Here is a 19,099-nt window from a genome sequence, read left to right as displayed (position 1 = left end):
AAATGGAGGCTATATGCATTGGAAGACGGTGACAGGGTTTTGTATCGGAGGTGCGCTTTTCGCCCTCTTAGGATTGGTTGCCGGTATCAATTTGAACCCTCAATCAACAGTTCGTTTTGTTCCCAATTTAGGCAGCTTGGGTGATTGGTTGGCAGCAGCTGGCACATTCGCAGCAGTGTGGGTAGCTCTTTCTCAATCGTCGAAACAGGCTGAGAAGGAGCGGCCACGCGCTAAGGTGTATCAAGAACAGGAAAGTAATTCTTGGTCTGTACGAGTGCTATCTGAAGGACTCGTGCCATTCACCGTCCTAAGTTCTGAACTCAAATACGATGGGCTATCTCGTTCGTTAGATCTTTCAGCATGGCTGCCAGCCGGTAAATCGCTGCCTCAAAAGCTCGAGAGAGGAGATGTTCTGAATCTCGTGGAGATGAGTGAACGTGATTTTGCTTCACTCGCTCACTGTATTGCTGATCCTGTCGTCAAAGAGCTTGGTGACAAGGGAATCACTCCAAATGATCATGATTTTGGGATAAACGAAGCGTTCTTCGACTCTCTGAAAGCTGCTTCGGAAGGAGAGGCGAAATTGTTAATTCGCAGCGGACACTGCGACGACGAGCATCAGCTTCCGAACGGGCTTGTTCCCAAGCTGTTCGCGCTGATTGCAGAGGAAATGCGCAACGACCGGCTCTACGAGATTGCAAGGGCTAAAAACGATCTTGCCGAGCTAAAAAAACTGTTCGACGTCGCGAGCTCTAACAACCGGAAGTCTCCAGAATAGAAAAAATCGATCTACTTCCTAGATCGCTTATATCAAAAAACGAACCTCGGCCATGCCGGGGTTTTTTTATGCCTGCAAAGCGGGCCGACCAAACCCAAGGGGTGCACCAAGTGGCAGACGAAAACCAGATTGATCTTGAAGACCCGGCAGTTCAGACCGCTATTGCTGCAGCTGTTGAGGCTGCAACCTTGGGCCTCAAGAACAAAAACACCGAGCTGCTTGGCTCGCTCCGGACTACCAAAACTGAGCTGGACGGTTTCAAGTCGCAGTTCGAAGGTTTGGATATCTCCGCGGTGAAAGGGCTGCTGACCAAAGTTGGCCAGGACGAAGAGACCAAGCTGATTGCCGAGGGCAAGTTGGACGAGGTCATTACTCGCCGTACCGAGCGCCTGCGCACCGACTACGACACCAAGCTGGCCGCCGAGAAGGCCCGCGCTGACAAGGCCGAGCAGTTCGCTGCCAAGTACAGCGACAAGGTGCTGGCCGACTCCATCCGCGCTGCTGCCATCAAGGCCGGCGCGCTCCCTGAGGCTGCCGAAGACATCATCTTGCGCGCCCGGGGCACTTTCAAACTCAGTGAAGACGGCGAGGCGATTGCCACCGACCGTGACGGCGAGGTCGTTTACGGGAAGGACGGGAAAACCCCGCTGTCGCCGCTCGAATGGGCGGAATCGCTGCGTGAAACAGCAACACACCTATGGCCAAGGGCTCAGGGTGCCGGTCCGACCGGTGATCAAGGTGGCAAGGCCACGAAAAAATGGGGCGAGTACACGGAAACCGAGCGCGCTGCGATCGCCCGTGACAACCCCGAGCTGTTCAAGAGAATCCAGGCCACCAAAGGAACCTAATTCATGGCAACTACCCAACTGACCGACATTTTCGTCGGTGACTACTACGCCTCGCTGGAGCCGGTAAATAGCCCGGAAAAAACCGCTGTCTACGAGTCGGGCATCGTGACTCGGTCGCCTGTACTGGATGCAATCGCTTCTGGCAGCCAAGGCACCGCCGAGATCAGCTACTGGCAGGATCTCAATGCTGATGAAGCCCCGAACATCAGCAACGATGACCCGAACGACCAGGGCGAAGTCGGCAAGGTTACTCAGGACAGCATGCGTGCTCGCGTCCTGTACCTCAACAAAGGCTATGGCGTAGCCGACCTGACCGCCGAACTGGCGAACAGCGAGCCCCAGCAGCAAATCCGCAACCGCTTCGGCACCTACTGGACTCGCCAGTGGCAGCGTTACGCTCTCGGTGCAGCGCGCGGCATCATCGCCTCGAACATTGCCAACAACGGCGGTGACATGGTGATCGACGCAGGCGCGGGCATCAGCGCGAACGCGTTTCAGGATGCCGCATTCACCGCTGGCGATGCGGCCGATCAGTTCGGCGCGATCGGCGTGCACTCGGTGGTGATGAACCAGATGGTCAAGCAGGACCTCATCGAGTATCTGCGCGACTCCGACGGCAAGATCATCCTGGCCACCTACCTGGGTAAGCCGGTGTTCATGGACGATGGCTTGGTTTACGGCGCTGGCAAGTACCTGTCGGTATTCTTCGGCCAAGGCGCGTTCGGCTACGGCGAAGGCGCGCCGAAGGTGCCAGTGGAGATCGAGCGCAAACCGGGCGGCGGTAACGGCGGTGGCGCAGAGGTGCTGTGGGAGCGGAAGACGTACATCCTCCAGCCTGCCGGCTTCAGCTGGAAAGGCTCCGAAGCTCAGAACCTCAGCCCGACCGCGACCCAGTATGCCGCTGCTGCGAACTGGGAGCGCGTGTTCAGCCGCAAGCAGGTCCCATTCGCCGCCGTCATCAGCGGTACCACCACGCCGTAATCCGGCCTCCACTTACCCTGGCGTCCGCAAGGGCGCCGGGCTGCATTGAGGTGACTCATGAAAGTTATCTACACGGACAAACCCGGCAAAGAGCGCGGCGTTTGCTACCGCCTGCTGAGCGAATTCTTCGGCGTCATTGGCACTGCCACTGAGGTGGTCATCGAGGGTGACGCGCCTGAAATTTACGATGCATACGAAGCGGCCGGCATCAAAGTTTCGGACGACAAAGCGCCAGAAAGTGCCGAAACCGACCCTCTGAAAATGAAGGTGCCGGAGCTGAAAGACTGGCTGACGGCGAAGGGCATCACCTTCGACCAAACCGCCAAGAAAGAAGACCTGCTGGCCCTGGTGCCAGCGGAATAAGGACAAGCACATGACCGACTTCATCACCGTTGCCGATGTTGACGCTTCGCTGGGTCCTGGCTGGGCCGGCGCCGGTGATCCGGTCCTTGCTGTGACCATGGCCAACGCCTGGCTCACGGCCAAGATCAAGCGGGTTGTTCCAGATCCGGTCCCGATCGAGATCAAAACAGCCGGCGCCCAGGTCGCCAAAGAGGCGGCGGCGGGCAAGTTGTACGCGGCAACTCAGAAGGAAGTGCAGAGCAAGACGGTTTCGGCTCAGTCCGGCACGTCTGTGAGCAAGACCTACGTGGCCGGATCTACTGATCAGTCGGCGGGTGTGAACTTCGCGCTGGCGCTGCTGGAGCCTTGGATCAAGCGCTCCGGCGTGATGATGCTGAAAAGGATCTGATCATGGGTATGCGCGATGAGATTCAGGCTGAAATGGCTGAGGCGTTCGACGATCCCGACGGCCTAGCCGACGCGGTAAAGTCAGTGGAGGGCGTACGCAAGGTTCCCGGTGAGTATGACCCCGAATTGGGCGGCGAGACGCCGGAGATCACCATCACTTACATGGGGCGCGGCGTCTTGGGCAGCTACCTGTCCAAGGAAATCGACGGCTCCCTAATCCAGACCACTGACAAGAAGTTGCTGGTGCTGCAGAACGAACTGTTCGTGTCTGAGGCCGGTGTTCCGACGGCGGTACCGGCTGCCCCAGCCATCGGCGATATCGTTAACGGGCTGCGGGTGATGGACGTGTCCGCCGATCCTGCTGATGCAACGTGGACGGCACAGCTGAGGAAATGACATGGCGACTCAATCCGGCAGCTTCGCCCTGAGCCTGGCCGAGTTCGCGGCGCAGACCAGCGAAGCGATCGATGCCAGTGTGCGCGAGATCATCATCGAAGTCGGCAGCAGCCTGATCCGCATGTCTCCCGTGGGTAACCCGGAGATCTGGGCGCAGAACGCAGTGGCGACCGAGTACAACAAGGCTGTCGACGAACACAACACTGCGCTGCGCAGCGACCCGGCCAACCTGACCAAGGGCGGCAGGCTCAAGAAAAGCCGCAAGCTCAACGACGGCATGGACATCAAAGCGCCAGAAGGCTACGTCGGCGGCCGGTTCCGTGCGAACTGGCACATCTCGCTCGGCGTAGTCGAGAACGTCACCTTTGACGAGGTGGACCCAAGCGGCGCCGAAACCACTGCCGCGCTGGTCGCCGCAATGAGCGACTTCACCGCCGGCCAGATGGCTTACATCATCAACAACTTGCCCTACGCGATTCCACTGGAGTTCGGCCATTCCACCCAGGCCCCCGGCGGCATGGTTCGGGTAACCGTGGCTCGCTTCCAGCAAATCGTGTTGGAGGCTATCAGGAACAACCAGGTATGAGTCACGCCATCATCGCCTCGATCTACGAGGCAAAGCTGATCGCCTGGAACAATGTCAGGTCGGAGAAGCTAAAGATCGTTTTTGAGAACATGGCTTACGCCCCGGCGGCAGGCGAGACCTATCTGCGTGCGTTCACCATCCCGGGCGATACGGCCAGCAACACGCTCGGCGGAGAGCACCGGCTGTATACCGGCGTGTTCCAGGTCAGCATTATTTGCCCGGCAGGCACAGGTAAAGCAAAAGCCAACCCCATTGCGGCCGAGATCATCGCGTTATTTCCACTTTATGTGCGTGACGAAAAAAATGGTTTCGTAGTTACGCCCATGACACCTGTAGACGTCGGCCCAGGCATCACAGGCGATTCAACCTACACCGTCCCGCTGTCGTTCTCATATCGGTCCGACACCACGCCATAACCCGCCCGTTGGGCAAATCCTGAACCCGCCACTACGCGGGTTTTGTCATTTCTGCAAAGAGGAAAACCCATGTCTGTTTACTTCCCCAACGGGGCGACGCTTTCAATTTCCAGCGGATTCGCCGCCGCCAAGATTATTTCGGCAATCAGCAACGCGAATCCGGGGGTCGCTACCAGCGCCGCGAACGGCTTTGCCAATGGCGATATCCTTCTGATCACCTCCGGCTGGGAGGACATCAACGAGCGCGCCGTGCGTGTAGCCAACGCGGCGGCGGGCGCATTCACCCTCGAAGGCATCGACACGTCCAACGCGGCTTTCTTTCCCGATGGAATCAGCGGCGGTACCGCCAAGAAAGTGACCGGCTGGGTAGCCGTCAACCAGGTTATCGGCAACTCCATGTCCGGCGGCGAGCAGCAATACTGGACTTACGCGCCGCTCGAAGCGCGCCGTGACAAGCAGATCCCGACCACCAAAAATGCCCAGGCGTTCGCTTTCCAACTGGCTGACGATGACAGCCTGGCCTGGTACGAAGAGCTGGATAAGGCCGATCGGGAGAAGGAAGTGCGAATCTTGCGTATGTCGCTGCCCAACGGCAAAACGATCTACTACGCAGGCTATGCATCCTTCAACAAGACCCCAACGCTGGTGCGCAACGAAGGTGCGGCCGTTTCCTTTGGCTTCACCATCAACGCTGAAATCACCGCGTATCGCGCGCCGGTTGCTGCTGGCGGCGGGGCCTGATCATGGCGAAGTTCAAGATTGCGCAAGCGCCAACTTTCGCCGGTGCGGTGATGGTCCCGGTAGTTGGCCAAGACCCGGTGAAGGTGGGATTCACTTTCAAATATCGAGACCGCATCGAACTTGCCGCGCTGTTCGATGGATGGAATCAGCGACAAAAGCAAAGTCTCGATCAGTTCGGCGACAAGCCTACGATGTCGCAGATCGTTGCGGTCGACACCGAAAACCAAGTGCAGCAGATCAAGGATCTGGTTGTCGGCTGGGAGTTCGATGACAAGTTCGACGACGAGGGCATTAAGGCGCTGGTGACGTCTTGCCACGGTGCAACCGAGGCCGTGGTTAATGCCTACCAAGCGGCCTACGCCAAGGCCCGCACGGGAAACTGATTCGCGCCGCCCGCGCCATGTATGAGCCCCCTCCGAATGCGGAGCAACTTGCCGCATTCGGGTTGGACGCCGAGGACATTGAAGAGGAATTCGAAGTTTGGCCGTGCCTATGGCCAGCCTTCCTCCTGTTCAACAGGATGTCCACTCAATGGCGTGCAGGCACCGGCGGCGCTATCGGTCTCGACTACAGCAGCATCCGCGACGTGGCCGGTTTCCTCGGCATCAAGAAAAAGAAACTCGCTGAAATCTTCCCTGACCTTCAGGTGCTGGAAGGCGAAGCCCTGCGCGTCATGGCAGAGGAAAGGGAAAACAGCCCGTAAATGCGGGCATCTATTCAAGGTGAGTCGATGAACATTGCAGAACTCGGCGTCAAGATCGACTCGGCCGACGCTATTCAGGCCAAAACCAGCCTGGATGAAATGGCGAAGGCCGGCGGCCGCGCCGAGCAGTCCGCCGTTTCGTTGATGAACGAAATGCAGGCGCTGGAGAAATCGCTCTCTACCAACGCCAAGACCACGCAGGATCTCGCAAAACAGCGGGAAGCATTGGCGAAGCTGACCAAGAGCGGCGCCTATGGCGAGGCTGAGGCCGCCAAGATTTCTGCGCAGCTCGATAAGCAGCAGGTGGCGCTGGCCAAGTCGACAATGGATGAGCAGAAGGCACTGAACAGCCTGTTGGGCGCCATTGACCCGGCCCGCGCCGCGCTGGCGAAGCTGGATACGCAGGTCGAGCAACTGGGCAAACACTTGGATGCCGGCCGGATCAGCCAGGACGAGTACAACACCGCTCTGGGCAAGATCGACAAGGACTACGACAAGCTCAATAAAACTGCGACCGGCTTCGAAAAGTTGCGGCTCGGCTCGCGCCAGGCGCAGGAAAACGTGGTGCAGCTCGGGAATGCGCTGTCGTCGGGCGACTGGGGAAGCGGCGTTCGTGCTGTTGCTCAGTTGGGCGCCGGGGCGGGTGAGGGCGCGGCGGGCTTGCTGGCGATTCTCGGCCCGCTGGCGCTGGCCACTGCCGCGGTGGGTGGATTGGCATACGCTTTCTACAAGGGGAGCGAGGAGCAAGACAGCTACAACAAATCGCTGATCCTGACCGGCAATTACGCCGGTGTGAGTGCTGGACAGCTTGGCGACATGGCTCGTCAGGTTAGCGCCACAGTTGGCACCACCGGCCAAGCGGCTGAAGTTCTGGCGCTGCTGGCGGGCAACGGCAAGATCGCAGGCGAGAGTTTCACCGGCATCACGCAGGCCGCCGTTTCGATGCAGGAGGCAACCGGCAAGGCCGTTAGCGAGACTGTCGCCGAGTTCTCCAAGCTCGCAGACGACCCGGTGAAGGCGTCTGCCGCGCTGAATGAGCAGTATCACTACCTTACTGCGTCGGTTTACTCGCAGATCACCGCACTGGAGAAGCAGGGCGACCATGCAGGTGCCGTGAAGCTGGCTACTGAGTCGTTTGCCGATGCAATCAACGAGCGCACGCCGCGGATCCTCGAGAATCTAAGCTTTTGGGAGAAGGGATACAACGCAGTCGCTCGGGCTGCTGATGGATTGAAGAATATCGGGCGCAGCGATATCGGTGCTGATATCGAGCAAGCCCGCCGTGACTTGGCGGGCGCTCAGGCGGGCGACGTAGGCCTGTTCCAGAACAAGCAGGAGATGATCGGCCTCTACCAAAATCGGCTCAACATGCTGGAGGACCAGCAGGCCGCAGAAGCCGATATCGCCAGGTGGCAGGGTGAGCAGGCGAAGGCCCAAGGCGATGCCGTCTCGTCGATGGCGAAGGTCGACGCTCTCACCAAGTCGGCGTGGACGAATGAGCAAAAACGCACCGACGCGATCAAGGAGTACAAGCGGCAGCTCGAAGATATCCGCAAGGTCGCACCCAACGACCCGCGCCTGAATCAGGCCGCGATCGACAAGAACCTGGCGAACATCAACGACCAGTTCAAGGATTCGAAAGCGGCCGGCTCGCAGGTAGATCTGACCAGTTTCAACGATGCAAAGAACAACCTGGCAGCCATCAGCGCCGAATACAAAAACGCTCAAAAGGAATTGGAAGCAGCGCAGAAGGCTGGGCTCGTTTCCCAAGCCGACTACGCCCTGAAGCGCGAAGCGATCATCGGTAACGAGCGCGACGAAGTGACCGCAGCCTACGAGGCTGAGATTGCTGCGCTGGAAGCCGCGAAAGCCAAAAAGACCACCTCTGTCGCGCAAAGCGTCCAGCTGGACCAGAAGATCGCCGATGCTCGCGCCGGCATGGTCAAGGCCCAAAAGGAAGCTGATAGCCAGCTCGAAGTGCTCGCTACCAGCGAAACCGGAAGGTTGGCGAAACAGGAACGAGCTATTTCCTCCTACGTTCAGGCTTTGAGCCAACAGCAACGGGTATTGGAACTGGCAGGGCAGCGTGCGGTAGTTGGCGTTGGCCAGGGTGATCTGCAGAACGCCCTAAACGGCGAACTGAACAGCCAGCAAGACCGGTTTGCTCAGCAAGCGTTGGAACTGGAAAACCAACGGTCTGACCCGTCCCGCAACATGTCGGAAGAGGAATTCGCTCGGAAGTCGCAGGCGCTCGCAGATGCGAACAAGGCCGCAACAGATCAGATCCGGCAGAACTACGCCGATGTTGAGAAGGCTCAAGGGGACTGGACCAAGGGCGCAACGTCGGCTTGGGCCAATTACCTGGACTCGGCGAGCAACATCGCCGGCCAGACGAAAACCCTGTTCGGTAACGCCTTCAGCTCGATGGAGGACGCAGTCGTCAACTTCGCCATGACCGGGAAGCTGTCGTTTGCTGATTTCACCAAGTCGATTCTGGCGGACATGGCGCGGATCGCGACCCGTCAGGCCAGTTCGGCGCTGCTGAGCAGTCTCGTTGGTGCGGCTACCAGCTACTTCACTGGCGGTGGGGGCGGCAATGGATTGGCTGCTGGGTCTGCCGGTGCGGCGTCGTCGAACCTCGGCGCTTCTTCGGCGGGGTACTCCGGTAGCTACTTTCCTCAGGCGCTGGGCGGTGCCTGGTCGTCGGGTCTGCAGATGTTTGCCAACGGCGGCGCCTTCACCAACAACATCGTCAGCACGCCGACAGCTTTCGGGATGGCCGGCGGCAGGGCGGGTGTCATGGGCGAGGCAGGTCCGGAGGCGATCATGCCTTTGACCAGAACTTCCAGCGGCAAGCTCGGCGTTCTTGCTGCTGGTGGCGGTTCTGGGACAACGATCAGCATCAGCGCGCCGGTCACGGTGGTAACTGAGGACCGTGGGTCTGAAGGCATGCAGATCGACCAGCAAGCACTATCGAAAAACCTTCAATCGCAAATGCAGGCCGTGGCCGAGAAAGCCGTCGCTGACTCTTGGCGAGCGGGCGGCACCAGCTTTCGAAATGCCAATGGGAGGGCCTGATGGCCATCGAGAAATTCACCTGGCCAACCGAGCGCGGTGAGACACCCGAAATCACCTATCGAGTGCGCACCTCTAAGTTCGGCGGCGGCTACGCGCAGAACGTTGGCGACGGCCCGAACAACAAGGAGGACTCCTATCCGATCACCTGCTCCGGTCGAAAGGCCAAGGTGCTGGAGATAATGGAGTTCCTTGACCGGCACGCCGGCGCGAAGGCGTTTCTGTGGACAACCCCGCTCGGCGAGCTCGGGCTGTTCACCTGCAAAAATCCCGCTCCCACACCAATGGGCGGCGGGGTCTTCAAACTCACCGCCACGTTCGAGCGGGCATTCCAACCATAAGGGGCAACCATGCCGCTGATCAGTGACATCCAGGTGCTTGAGCCCGGCAGCGAAGTGCTGCTCTTTGAATTGGACGGCACGGATTACGGTGCGGACGTTCTGCGCTTCCACGGGCACGCGATACCGCACACACCGGCAGACTTGATTGCCGCCGGCGCCGATGCCGACCAGTTGCCGGCGAAGGCTATCTACTGGCAGGGCAACGAGTACAGCGCCTGGCCGATGCAGATCGACGGCATCGAGGCGAACGGCGACGGCACGGCGGTCCGGCCGACGTTGTCGGTGGGCAACGTCAACGGGCGCATCACCGCGCTTTGTCTGGCGTTCGAAGACCTGCTCGAATTTAAGCTGACGATGCGTCACACGCTCGGCAGCTACCTCGACGCAGCGAACTTCCCCGCTGGCAACCCCACGGCAGACCCAACCCAAGAGGCGATCGAGGTCTGGTACATCGACCAGAAAACGAACGAGGACGGCGAAACGGTCAGCTGGGAGTTGGCGAGTCCCGGCGACGTAGGCAATGAGTCAATCGGCCGACAAGCCACGACGCTTTGCCACTGGTGCCTCACCGGTGGGTATCGCGGGCCGAACTGCGGCTACACGGGCCCGTACGTCACAAAGGACGGTGTCATCACCGACAATCCCGAACTCGACCAATGCGACGCCACGCTGGGCAAGGGTTGCATCCCGCGGTTCGGCGAAGGCAACCCGCTGCCGTTCGGTGGCTTCCCGGCCGTTTCCCTGATCGCACGGAGCTGACATGCGAAAGCACATCTTGAACGCGATCCAGGCGCACGCGGCGGCCGAGTACCCGAAAGAGTGCTGCGGGCTGCTGCTGGCGATTGGGCGCAAGCAACAATACTTCCCCTGCACCAATGTCTCGACTGAGCCAAACGAAGAGTTCCGGATCGATCCCGAGGAATACGCCGCGGCCGAAGATATCGGCGAAGTGATCGGGGTTGTTCATTCACATCCGGACGCCACCAGCAGGCCGTCACCGCGCGACCTCGCCATCTGCGAGGCGACGGCCATGCCCTGGCACATCCTTAGCTGGCCAGAAGGGGATCTGCGGACCATCGTCCCGACTGGTGATGTGCCGCTGCTGAAACGCCCATTCGTGCACGGGGCTTGGGACTGCTGGCAGGTCTGCGCTGATTGGTACAAGCGCGAGTGGGGGCTGGAGTTCGAGATCTTCAAGCGTGCCGATGGCTGGTGGGAGAGCAAGGACAACATCAGCCTGTACGAGGCGAACTACGTGGCTGCCGGCTTCTACCGTGTTGACCAGCCGCAGCGCGGCGACATGATCGTGATGGAGGTTGGGCGCACCGTTTACCCGAACCACGCTGGGGTATTCCTTGGCGCCGATCCGTCATTGCCTGGCGAGGATGCCGCCACGTTCGGCCCCGGGCCGTTCCTGCTGCATCACCTGTATGGCAGGCCGTCAGAGGTCATTGTCTTCGGCGGGTCATGGCTCGACCGAACACGCCTGATTCTCAGACACAAAGATGCACAACCGGCTGCATAACACCGCAGGACAGGAGATTGATGTATGGAAGTTAAAAATGAAGACCGAGGCGATTCCATCAGCGTCGATAGCGCTAATGAAGACCAGTGCATCGTTGGGCGCTCCGACTGGCCTATGCCGGATCCTATCGAAACAGCTTTAATCACGCATGAAAGCTCGGCAAGGACAGGATTATGCGACACAGGGCCTGCAGATGGATTCGCCTCCGACGAGCGCGAAGGCGAACGTGTGCTGGCTGAAGCCCTTAGGACTGTGGTTTGGCATTCACGCTTTCGATTGCCTTAAGTGCGCCGCTGATGGGGGCTCTGTAGAGGTGCAGTTTGGCTGCCGCAACGCCTTTTGGGGCGTCATCGGCTAAAGCACCTTTCAATTCAGCCTCTACGAAATCTCGAAGGGTGGCGTTGTTGCACAAGGCAGCTGCTAAAACCTTGACCACCTGAGTCAATCCTATAATTGCGGCGTCATGGCGTTCATATGGCGAAAACGTGTCCTCATCACTCATTTTGACCTCCAGGTCATTACCGCGCCGGAATTGGCGCAATCCCAGTCCTTGGGCTTGCAGGCAAAGGACTGGGTGCGTTAACTCCCTTGTCCTTAAACTACGTTTTGATCAGCCGGCTCGCTGATCACGTTGATGTAATGCTCAAAAAGCTGCACAAAAACGGGATCTGAAGGTTGACTCTTTAAATCAAGGCTAAATGTGGGTTTGTTTTTTGTAGAAAAGTGAATGTCGATTACTACGCCGTTTACAACATATTGCGTGCCGTACTGGAGGAGGCATTCACTTTGGAAGCCCTTGTAACTTTTGATGTAGTTTACAATTGGAAATAGCAGATTGTTCTTAACTCTCATTTCGATGCGCTTCCTGTTTTTTAGCTGTTTGATGCGGGCACAACGCTACTACGAGCGGATCCAATCTTTCCACTGGGATTTCATCCACGCTGGATGGGCGCACAGCTTGGCGAGAATCCAGATCGGTTTATGATGGCTTTTCGCTTTCTCAAGGAGTTGAGCCATGGCCTTTCGCATCCGGAAAAGCTTCAAAATCGCCCCAGGTATTCGCCTCAATGTCAGCAAGAGCGGCCTCAGCGCATCGATAGGCGGAAAAGGCGCGACGGTGAATCTGAGCAAGCGCGGGACGAAAGTAACGAGCAGCCTTCCGGGAACGGGGCTTTCTTCATCCAAGCTGTTTGGCGGAGCGAAGAGTGGCGTTACTAAAACCGCGCCTACACCTATGTGGGCACATATCGTCACATGGCTGATAATCGCCGCTGTTCTCTGGGCAATCTTTAGATGAGTAAAGCCCAGCTCGTTGCTGGGCTTTTTTATGTCCGTCCGCCCCGCCTGCATTCTTTCCCGCAGGCATGGACGCGGGATGCGCGCCCTTCGACTCAGCGAGATTCTTCGATCTCAGCTGGGCCATTTGCGTGGGCAAACATTTCGAGAAGCATATGGTCGTGCGCCTTCTGAGTAACCGAGTAAAACATGCTTCGGTCAAGCAGGATTGTTTTCATGCTTCGAGCTGAGGCCAATTGCTTGGGCTCGACAAAAACTGTCGCCATCCTGCCGCTCCGTGTATCGGTCACTTCCAAGCGGTACCGGCCAATTAAGCCGTCGTCACGTTTGGTGTGGCCTAGGCATTTGAGGGTTAGATTCTGTTCCGACACGCGGGTCTCCGTTGACTATAATTTGTTCAGGAGATCGGCAAAGGCCCAAAGCATCGTCCCTACTGATGCTACGAAGAACGCATGCTTCTTAATTTTTTTAGATAGGATGCGTTGGATCACATCATTTGTGAGGGTTAAGCGACGCTTGTGCTCTTGTTCTGAAATTTCGATGATGTGCTGTTCGCTTGTTTTGGGATTTATACCATACAGATGAGGCTTCCTTTTTACCTGCATCAACACTACTTCGACTGTGACAACTTGGACTAGGCTCATTACTTTCTTGACGTATTGATCAAGAATACCAGTGACTTCAGAAATCATTGCCAAGAAAACGAGAAACGCGCCAAACCTCGCCAACCACATCCAATCTCGCATCCACAAGCTTATTCCGATTCCAGATGCAAGGACTACTGTCACGAGCAGATACGCTGCTGCTAGATAACGTTTTGGAATGTTGAATCCTTTACCCGCCACCTCATCAATGTCTTTCATTATTTCCGGCGAACCTCGCATCCGTTCTGGTGAGATGGGACTCTAGCGAACCAGTTGGTTCGCTTCTTCTAGTCCGATGATATCTTGCATCCTTGCCCACAGGAGTGACCTGCATGAAATTGATCGTAGGAGCGCTGGCGGTAGCGCTGTTGGCGGGGTGTGCGACCACGAACGACATTCGGAATAATCCGCCCATCGTGAAGGTGTCTTCAAATAAGTCCGCGAAACATGTGGCTGAGTGCATCCGTGATGGTTGGCAGGGCACTTCGTTGATCGGCGGTAGCGTAGGAGGGGTTTTACAGACTTCCGGTGAAAAATATTCGGTGATCGCACCGAACCCAGAATCGCCTTGGCATGTCGCTGACGTGACACCGACTCCGAGCGGGTCTGCAGTTACTTACCACTTCTTTCGAACCTGGCAGGATCCATCCTCAAGCGTTACCGATGTAGTTAGAAATTGCTCTCGATAGTGACCATTTTTTCAAGCCGCCCAAGGGCGGTTTTTTATTGCCCGGAGAACAGCATGGCGGCCACAGTTGCGCATTACACACCCAGAACTCGGGTTCTCCTAACGAGGCAGCTCGCGAGCAAATTTGGTGAAGTCCATCACTTGCTGCTGGATTCAGGCCAAGCGACAGAGGTCTTCAGAGCGCTCAGCGTCATCCTTGCGGGATTCCAAGAGGAAATCAAAAGGCTTGATCGACTTGGGATGCGCTTTGCTATTTATCGAAACGGTAAAAACGCAGGACTCAGCGAGCTCGGCTTATCCGGCACGAGGGTTTTGAAGATTGTTCCGGTGATCTCGGGCAGCAAGAGAGCCGGGGTACTGCAAACAGTGGTTGGGGCCGTACTGATCGCTCTTGCTTACTTCAACCCTTTCGGTGCGTTTTCCGGGCCAGCGGTATCCGCGCTGTATGCCGCAGGTATTGCCTCGACCGCCGGCGGCGTTATCCAAATGCTCAGCCCCCAAGCAAAAGGGTTGTCGCAAAGCGCCTCCCCAGAAAACGCGCCGTCCTATGCCTTCGGCAGCGCCAAGAACACAACGGCCAGCGGCAACCCGGTACCGATCTGCATCGGCGAACGCCGGTGGGGTGGAATGATCATCTCGGCGTCGATCATGGCCGAAGACAAGGTGTAAGCAGACAGCAGCACGACAGCCGCCCGAGAGGCGGTTTTTTTATGCCTGGAGGAAAGCATGGGCGCAGCAGCACATATCGATATCCACGGCGAGAAGGGCGGTAGCAGCAAGCCGAAGTCGCCGACCGAAGCCAGCGACAGCCTGCGCTCGACCAACCTGGCCAAGCTGCTGATCGCCGTGGGCGAGGGTGAGTTCGACAGCGTCCCGACCGATTACGACATCTACCTGGACAACACGCCGATCCGCGATGCCAGCGGCAACTACAACTTTCCGAACGTGAAGTGGGACTGGCGCGCAGGCTCGGTGGACCAATCCTACATCCCGGGCATTCCGTCGGTGGAGAACGAGACGTCGCTGAACGTTGAGCTGCGCAGCGATTCGCCCTGGGTACGCTCGATCACCAACACCCAGCTTTCGGCCGTGCGCATGCGTTTGGCGTGGCCTGCGCTGCAACGCTCGGATGACCAGGGCAACGTCGGCGGGTACCGGATCGAATACGCGATCGACGTGGCCACTGATGGCGGCGCCTATCAGCAGGTGCTGGTGGACGCCGTCGACGGTAAGACCACCACGCGCTACGAGCGCTCACGCCGCATCGATCTGCCTGACGCCACTACCGGCTGGCAGATCCGCGTGCGCCGCCTGACACCAAACCAGAACACCAACAAGATCGCCGACACGATGCTGATGGCCGGTTACACCGAAGTGATCGACGCCAAACTTCGTTATCCGAATACCGCGCTGCTCTACATCGAATTCGACGCCGAGCAGTTCACCAACATCCCGGCCGTGACCGTGAAGTGCAAGGCCCGCCGCTGGATGGTGCCGAGCAATTACGACCCGATCCAGCGCACCTACACCGGGACGTGGGACGGTTCGATGAAGTCGGCTTGGACGAATAACCCGGCGTGGATCACCTACGGCATTTGCACCGAAGACCGCTTCGGCCTGGGCAAGCGCATCAAATCATTCATGGTCGACAAATGGGAGCTGTACCGGATCGCCCAATATTGCGACCAGATGGTGCCGAACGGGTTGGGCGGTCAGGAACCACGCTTCCTCTGCGATATGGACCTGCAGGGCAAGGCCGATGCGTGGTCGCTGCTGCGCGACATCTCGGCCATTTATCGGGGCATGACGTACTGGGCGCAGGGCCAGTTGGTGATGCAGGCTGACATGCCGCGCGCGCAGGACTTCGACTATGTGTTCACCCGGTCGAACGTCATCGACGGCAAGTTCTCCTATGGCAGTGCCTCGGCGAAGACGCGTTACACCCGGGCGCTGGTGAGCTACGACAACCCGGCGAACAACTACGACACTGACGTCATCCCGTTCGCTGACCTGGATCTGCAACGCCGCTACGGCGACCGCCCGACCGAACTGAGCGCCATTGGCTGCACCCGCGCATCCGAGGCCCAGCGCCGCGGCAAGTGGGCGATCCTCAGCAACAACCAAGACCGCACCGTCTCTTTCAAAACCGGAATGGAAGGTGTGATCCCGCTGCCCGGGCACATCATCCCTGTGGCGGATTCGCTGTTGGCGGGGCGTGAAGTGGGCGGCCGGATATCGGTGGCGGCTGGCCGGGTGATCACCCTCGATCGCGACACACAAGCCAAGGCAGGTGATCGGCTGATCATCAACCTGCCGGGCGGCCGCGCCGAAGGGCGCACCGTGCAAAGCGTCAACGGTCGAGCGGTAACAGTTACCACGAACTACAGTCAGGCGCCGGTGGCGCAACTGCAATGGGCGCTTGATGCCAATGACCTGGCGATCCCGCTGTATCGGGTGCTGCGCACCAAGCGCACTACCGAGGGGGACTATGAAATCAGCGCGCTACAGTTCGAGCCGAGCAAGTTCGCTTTCATTGACACCGGCGCGCGCCTGGAAGAACGACCGATCAGCGTGATTCCGATCACCGTTGTGCCGGCACCGGCGAGCGTTTCGCTGTCGTCGACGTCGTCGGTTGTCCAGGGGCTGGCCGTGGCCACCATGACGATCAGTTGGCCAGCCGTGGATGGCGCAGTCGGCTATGACGTGGAGTGGCGCAAGGACAGCGGCAACTGGATCAAGCTGCAGCGCACCGGCATGACCAACGTGGACGTGGTCGGCATATACGCTGGCGCATACGTGGCCCGCGTCCGCGCGGTAAGCGCTTTCGACATCTCGTCGATTTGGCGCAACTCGATCCTGACCAACCTCAGCGGTAAGCAGGGGCTGCCACCTGCGCTCAGCTACCTGACTGCCACGCCACTGCTGTTCGGCATCTATCTGAAGTGGGGTTTCCCTGCTGGCGCTGAGGACAGCCAGCGCACAGAGATCTGGTACGGTCCGACGACCTCGCTGGAAGCGGCAACGAAGCTTACAGACCTGGCCTATCCGCAGAGTGATTTCTCCATGCTCGGCCTGCGCGCCGGCGTGACCCTGTATTTCTGGGGGCGTATCGTCGACAAAATCGGCAACATCGGGCCTTGGTATCCGATTGGGCTTGGCGTGCAGGGGCAATCCAGTTCTGACGCCGCTGCCATTCTGGAAATGATCGCCGGTCAAATCACCGAAACGGAGCTCGGTCAGGATCTGCTTGATGAAATCGAGAAGATCCCCGGATTGCAGGCGCAGATTGATGCGCTCGACGGACTGAAAGGCTACGACCCTGAAGCCACCTATGAAGAGTACGACCTGGTGGTGCAGGGCAAGCGGATCTATCAAGCCACCGGCCCGGTACCGGTCGAAACGCCGCCGCCGAACCCGCTTTACTGGCTCGACGTAGGGCAGACAGTGGAAACCGCCAATGGGCTTGCCCAGCAGGTGGCGACCAACACTACCGAGATCACTGAGCTCGATGGCGTGGTCACGGCGCAGGCGACTGCGTTCGACGCTCTGCGCGCATCATTCCGCGATGATGACGGCAAGGGAGATATGGACGACGCACTAAAGGGATGGAGCAGCACCGCGGCGATCGCAAACGAAGACCGCGTCAGGGCTTCCGAAAATCTCGCCACTGCGCAAAAGCTCACGACGCTTGATGCGACCGTGGCGGAAAGCGCGGCGAACGTAACGGACCTTCGACAAGTTGTCGCCACCGATAAGGAAGCCACTGCGCAGGCGATCACTCAGGTCAACGTGAAAGTCGGCGAGAACTCAGCTGCCATTCAGGAGACCTCAACCGCCTTTGCAAACACCGACGGCAAGTTGTCGACGATGTGGTCGGTGAAGATGCAGGTCACGGCGAACGGTCAGTACGTTGCGGCCGGTATTGGGCTCGGAATCGAAAACACCGGTGCCGGTTTGCAGAGCCAGTTTCTGGTGAGTGCGGACCGGTTCGCCATCGTAAACACCATCGCTGGCGGTGCCATTGCGGTGCCGTTTGCGGTACAGGGCGGCCAGGTGTTCATGAACTCGGCGTTCATCCAGGACGGAACGATCACCAACGCGAAGATTGGCAGTTATATCAGTTCAATCAATTACATCGCTGGCCAGCAGGGATGGATTCTCAATAAAGACGGAACACTGGAGATCAACGGCATCGTGCCAGGGCAGGGCCGGCTGGTGATCAATTCACTGAATGTCTCCGTCTACGACTCCAACAACGTGCTGCGGGTCCGCCTGGGCTATCTGGGGTAATCAATGGCGTTATTCGGACTGCGTGTCTTTGATGAGAGCGGTCAGCTCGCCATGGACACCAACAGCTTTACTTATCAAGTGATATGGCAGGGCGTGATCGATTTCAGCGGTCCCACGCCCAGCTACACGCTTAGCATTCCGGGATTCAATCCCGCTAATTGTGTGTTCATGATCATCCCGACCAGAGCACAGGACGTGCAGCCATCCGAGAACGACTCGTCGGGAAACATACGTGCTTACCCCTATGTGACGACGTCTATTGGTCAGGTGGTCGTTCTGCCGAAAAACCCGTCGTCTAGCGCTTCAACTCTCCAGTCGCGGGTCGTCTCCAAAGCCTACGCGATAAGGTTTTCGACATGAGTTTTGGATTTCAAAGCATCAACGACAACGCATTCGTGCAGATCGATTCGGAGGCGCCCAGGCTGTGCATGCTGACGAAGGGATCTTATTCTGGGGTGGCTACGGCTACCGCTACGTTTGCGCGTGCCGTCACCAGTCAAGACCCGCCGCTGGTGTTCATTCGTCCTGATCAGACGGGATTGATCCAGGTGCCGTATTCTGTGTGGTTCACCGGCGGACCTGGTGATTGGACGGGGTTCGCGATGAACGCCTCCAAAGTCAATGAGTCGCTGAGCGGTCAGTATTTTGTGGCTGCTTGGGCGTCGATGGGCACGTCGACTTACGGTCTTCGCTTGTGGGATCAGAACGGCGTGCTTTGCTACGACAGCGGTGCGCCGGCGGTTGTGGTGACATTCGCTGCAGGCAACTGGGCCTATCTCGGCGCCGAGCAATTGAGCGTTGGACAGCGCTATATCTGGGGCATCAACAAGGCGCTCGGGGCTGGCGAGTTCGTTTCAATCAACCCATTCACGATGACCTGTCACAACAACTCGTCCGGTGGCAGCTGTGCGCTCGGCGTTGATTACGCCAATGGCCGAATCCTGATGTACAGCCTTGCATCCAACGCGTGGACTGATCAGGGGCACCGTCCTTTTCTTTGCGCCAAATTGCTGGCCTGACCCTTAAACCCACTGGAGATAT

22 protein-coding genes are annotated in these 19,099 nt (G+C 58.4%); 20 read left to right on the top strand and 2 right to left on the bottom strand.

What is annotated here, in order from left to right; genetic code table 11:
* The first annotated feature begins 13 nt into the window (after positions 1–13).
* The 15 genes from ACYYKW_RS07885 (at position 14) to ACYYKW_RS07815 (ending at position 11,140) form a co-directional block, all read left to right on the top strand.
* Entirely contained in the window at positions 14–778 is a 765-nt protein-coding gene (locus tag ACYYKW_RS07885) for a hypothetical protein (RefSeq protein ID WP_464989818.1), read from the top strand.
* 110 nt (positions 779–888) lie between these two features.
* Complete coding sequence (locus tag ACYYKW_RS07880) at positions 889–1,626, top strand: hypothetical protein (protein WP_464989817.1); 738 nt, start codon at positions 889–891, stop codon at positions 1,624–1,626.
* A 3-nt stretch (positions 1,627–1,629) separates the two neighbouring features.
* Positions 1,630–2,607 carry a major capsid protein gene (locus ACYYKW_RS07875; protein ID WP_464989816.1) on the top strand — a complete coding sequence of 326 codons (978 nt, stop codon included), beginning with the start codon at positions 1,630–1,632 and terminating at the stop codon, positions 2,605–2,607.
* 57 nt (positions 2,608–2,664) lie between these two features.
* Positions 2,665–2,970: a HeH/LEM domain-containing protein gene (locus ACYYKW_RS07870; RefSeq protein WP_464989815.1), complete on the top strand. Its 306-nt coding sequence runs from the start codon at positions 2,665–2,667 to the stop codon at positions 2,968–2,970.
* A 10-nt stretch (positions 2,971–2,980) separates the two neighbouring features.
* Positions 2,981–3,358 carry a hypothetical protein gene (locus ACYYKW_RS07865; protein ID WP_056785409.1) on the top strand — a complete coding sequence of 126 codons (378 nt, stop codon included), beginning with the start codon at positions 2,981–2,983 and terminating at the stop codon, positions 3,356–3,358.
* Between the two features lie 2 nt (positions 3,359–3,360).
* Positions 3,361–3,753: a hypothetical protein gene (locus ACYYKW_RS07860; protein ID WP_464989814.1), complete on the top strand. Its 393-nt coding sequence runs from the start codon at positions 3,361–3,363 to the stop codon at positions 3,751–3,753.
* Between the two features lies 1 nt (position 3,754).
* Positions 3,755–4,339, top strand: coding sequence for a hypothetical protein (locus tag ACYYKW_RS07855; RefSeq protein WP_464989813.1), 585 nt, complete (start codon positions 3,755–3,757; stop codon positions 4,337–4,339).
* A complete protein-coding gene (locus tag ACYYKW_RS07850) occupies positions 4,336–4,755 on the top strand; it encodes a phage tail terminator-like protein (RefSeq protein ID WP_464989812.1) in 420 nt (139 codons plus the stop codon). The genes ACYYKW_RS07855 and ACYYKW_RS07850 overlap by 4 nt, the downstream gene beginning before the upstream one ends.
* Positions 4,756–4,824: 69 nt before the next feature.
* Entirely contained in the window at positions 4,825–5,496 is a 672-nt protein-coding gene (locus ACYYKW_RS07845) for a phage tail protein (protein ID WP_464989811.1), read from the top strand.
* Between the two features lie 2 nt (positions 5,497–5,498).
* On the top strand, positions 5,499–5,879 hold the full coding sequence (locus ACYYKW_RS07840; RefSeq protein WP_464989810.1) for a phage tail assembly chaperone: 381 nt from the start codon (positions 5,499–5,501) through the stop codon (positions 5,877–5,879).
* Between the two features lie 17 nt (positions 5,880–5,896).
* On the top strand, positions 5,897–6,199 hold the full coding sequence (locus ACYYKW_RS07835; RefSeq protein ID WP_150741486.1) for a DUF1799 domain-containing protein: 303 nt from the start codon (positions 5,897–5,899) through the stop codon (positions 6,197–6,199).
* A 27-nt stretch (positions 6,200–6,226) separates the two neighbouring features.
* Positions 6,227–9,277 (top strand): phage tail tape measure protein, encoded by a 3,051-nt coding sequence (locus ACYYKW_RS07830; protein ID WP_464989809.1) that lies wholly within the window; start codon positions 6,227–6,229, stop codon positions 9,275–9,277.
* Positions 9,277–9,615, top strand: a complete 339-nt coding sequence (locus ACYYKW_RS07825) for a phage tail protein (protein WP_464989808.1) — start codon at positions 9,277–9,279, stop codon at positions 9,613–9,615. Before ACYYKW_RS07830 ends, ACYYKW_RS07825 begins: the two co-directional genes overlap by 1 nt.
* A gap of 9 nt (positions 9,616–9,624) precedes the next feature.
* A complete protein-coding gene (locus ACYYKW_RS07820) occupies positions 9,625–10,374 on the top strand; it encodes a phage minor tail protein L (protein WP_464989807.1) in 750 nt (249 codons plus the stop codon).
* Between the two features lies 1 nt (position 10,375).
* On the top strand, positions 10,376–11,140 hold the full coding sequence (locus ACYYKW_RS07815; RefSeq protein WP_464989806.1) for a C40 family peptidase: 765 nt from the start codon (positions 10,376–10,378) through the stop codon (positions 11,138–11,140).
* A gap of 244 nt (positions 11,141–11,384) precedes the next feature.
* Here the strand turns inward: ACYYKW_RS07815 and ACYYKW_RS07810 are convergent, their stop codons facing one another.
* Entirely contained in the window at positions 11,385–11,642 is a 258-nt protein-coding gene (locus tag ACYYKW_RS07810; RefSeq protein ID WP_285409313.1) for a hypothetical protein, read from the bottom strand.
* A 513-nt stretch (positions 11,643–12,155) separates the two neighbouring features.
* On the opposite strand from ACYYKW_RS07810, the gene ACYYKW_RS07805 reads away from it, so the two are divergent.
* Positions 12,156–12,437, top strand: a complete 282-nt coding sequence (locus ACYYKW_RS07805; RefSeq protein ID WP_464989805.1) for a DUF4236 domain-containing protein — start codon at positions 12,156–12,158, stop codon at positions 12,435–12,437.
* A 385-nt stretch (positions 12,438–12,822) separates the two neighbouring features.
* Here the strand turns inward: ACYYKW_RS07805 and ACYYKW_RS07800 are convergent, their stop codons facing one another.
* Complete coding sequence (locus ACYYKW_RS07800) at positions 12,823–13,299, bottom strand: hypothetical protein (RefSeq protein WP_464989804.1); 477 nt, start codon at positions 13,297–13,299, stop codon at positions 12,823–12,825.
* Positions 13,300–13,822: 523 nt separating this feature from the next.
* Between ACYYKW_RS07800 and ACYYKW_RS07795 the strand changes: the two genes are divergently transcribed.
* From ACYYKW_RS07795 to ACYYKW_RS07780, 4 genes are read left to right on the top strand one after another with little or no spacing between them, the layout of a single operon-like run.
* Positions 13,823–14,437: a tail assembly protein gene (locus tag ACYYKW_RS07795; RefSeq protein WP_464989803.1), complete on the top strand. Its 615-nt coding sequence runs from the start codon at positions 13,823–13,825 to the stop codon at positions 14,435–14,437.
* Between the two features lie 57 nt (positions 14,438–14,494).
* Entirely contained in the window at positions 14,495–18,058 is a 3,564-nt protein-coding gene (locus ACYYKW_RS07790) for a TipJ family phage tail tip protein (protein ID WP_464989802.1), read from the top strand.
* A 3-nt stretch (positions 18,059–18,061) separates the two neighbouring features.
* Positions 18,062–18,418, top strand: a complete 357-nt coding sequence (locus ACYYKW_RS07785; RefSeq protein WP_464989801.1) for a hypothetical protein — start codon at positions 18,062–18,064, stop codon at positions 18,416–18,418.
* Positions 18,415–19,077, top strand: a complete 663-nt coding sequence (locus ACYYKW_RS07780) for a hypothetical protein (protein WP_464989800.1) — start codon at positions 18,415–18,417, stop codon at positions 19,075–19,077. Before ACYYKW_RS07785 ends, ACYYKW_RS07780 begins: the two co-directional genes overlap by 4 nt.
* The last annotated feature ends 22 nt before the right edge of the window (positions 19,078–19,099 follow it).

This window comes from Pseudomonas sp. 15C (assembly GCF_055484735.1).
This window is presented reverse-complemented; position numbering and strand designations above follow the sequence as displayed.

What these genes read in the sequence shown, in the direction of transcription:
- ACYYKW_RS07790 (WP_464989802.1), top strand. Translation starts at nt 14,495, where the DNA reads ATGGGCGCAGCAGCACATATCGATATCCACGGCGAGAAGGGCGGTAGC.
- ACYYKW_RS07785 (WP_464989801.1), top strand. Translation starts at nt 18,062, where the DNA reads ATGGCGTTATTCGGACTGCGTGTCTTTGATGAGAGCGGTCAGCTCGCC.
- ACYYKW_RS07830 (WP_464989809.1), top strand. Translation starts at nt 6,227, where the DNA reads ATGAACATTGCAGAACTCGGCGTCAAGATCGACTCGGCCGACGCTATT.
- ACYYKW_RS07805 (WP_464989805.1), top strand. Translation starts at nt 12,156, where the DNA reads ATGGCCTTTCGCATCCGGAAAAGCTTCAAAATCGCCCCAGGTATTCGC.
- ACYYKW_RS07855 (WP_464989813.1), top strand. Translation starts at nt 3,755, where the DNA reads ATGGCGACTCAATCCGGCAGCTTCGCCCTGAGCCTGGCCGAGTTCGCG.
- ACYYKW_RS07825 (WP_464989808.1), top strand. Translation starts at nt 9,277, where the DNA reads ATGGCCATCGAGAAATTCACCTGGCCAACCGAGCGCGGTGAGACACCC.
- ACYYKW_RS07820 (WP_464989807.1), top strand. Translation starts at nt 9,625, where the DNA reads ATGCCGCTGATCAGTGACATCCAGGTGCTTGAGCCCGGCAGCGAAGTG.
- ACYYKW_RS07875 (WP_464989816.1), top strand. Translation starts at nt 1,630, where the DNA reads ATGGCAACTACCCAACTGACCGACATTTTCGTCGGTGACTACTACGCC.
- ACYYKW_RS07810 (WP_285409313.1), bottom strand. Translation starts at nt 11,642, where the DNA reads ATGAGTGATGAGGACACGTTTTCGCCATATGAACGCCATGACGCCGCA.
- ACYYKW_RS07845 (WP_464989811.1), top strand. Translation starts at nt 4,825, where the DNA reads ATGTCTGTTTACTTCCCCAACGGGGCGACGCTTTCAATTTCCAGCGGA.
- ACYYKW_RS07885 (WP_464989818.1), top strand. Translation starts at nt 14, where the DNA reads ATGCATTGGAAGACGGTGACAGGGTTTTGTATCGGAGGTGCGCTTTTC.
- ACYYKW_RS07835 (WP_150741486.1), top strand. Translation starts at nt 5,897, where the DNA reads ATGTATGAGCCCCCTCCGAATGCGGAGCAACTTGCCGCATTCGGGTTG.
- ACYYKW_RS07840 (WP_464989810.1), top strand. Translation starts at nt 5,499, where the DNA reads ATGGCGAAGTTCAAGATTGCGCAAGCGCCAACTTTCGCCGGTGCGGTG.
- ACYYKW_RS07795 (WP_464989803.1), top strand. Translation starts at nt 13,823, where the DNA reads ATGGCGGCCACAGTTGCGCATTACACACCCAGAACTCGGGTTCTCCTA.
- ACYYKW_RS07865 (WP_056785409.1), top strand. Translation starts at nt 2,981, where the DNA reads ATGACCGACTTCATCACCGTTGCCGATGTTGACGCTTCGCTGGGTCCT.
- ACYYKW_RS07800 (WP_464989804.1), bottom strand. Translation starts at nt 13,299, where the DNA reads ATGAAAGACATTGATGAGGTGGCGGGTAAAGGATTCAACATTCCAAAA.
- ACYYKW_RS07870 (WP_464989815.1), top strand. Translation starts at nt 2,665, where the DNA reads ATGAAAGTTATCTACACGGACAAACCCGGCAAAGAGCGCGGCGTTTGC.
- ACYYKW_RS07860 (WP_464989814.1), top strand. Translation starts at nt 3,361, where the DNA reads ATGGGTATGCGCGATGAGATTCAGGCTGAAATGGCTGAGGCGTTCGAC.
- ACYYKW_RS07780 (WP_464989800.1), top strand. Translation starts at nt 18,415, where the DNA reads ATGAGTTTTGGATTTCAAAGCATCAACGACAACGCATTCGTGCAGATC.
- ACYYKW_RS07850 (WP_464989812.1), top strand. Translation starts at nt 4,336, where the DNA reads ATGAGTCACGCCATCATCGCCTCGATCTACGAGGCAAAGCTGATCGCC.
- ACYYKW_RS07815 (WP_464989806.1), top strand. Translation starts at nt 10,376, where the DNA reads ATGCGAAAGCACATCTTGAACGCGATCCAGGCGCACGCGGCGGCCGAG.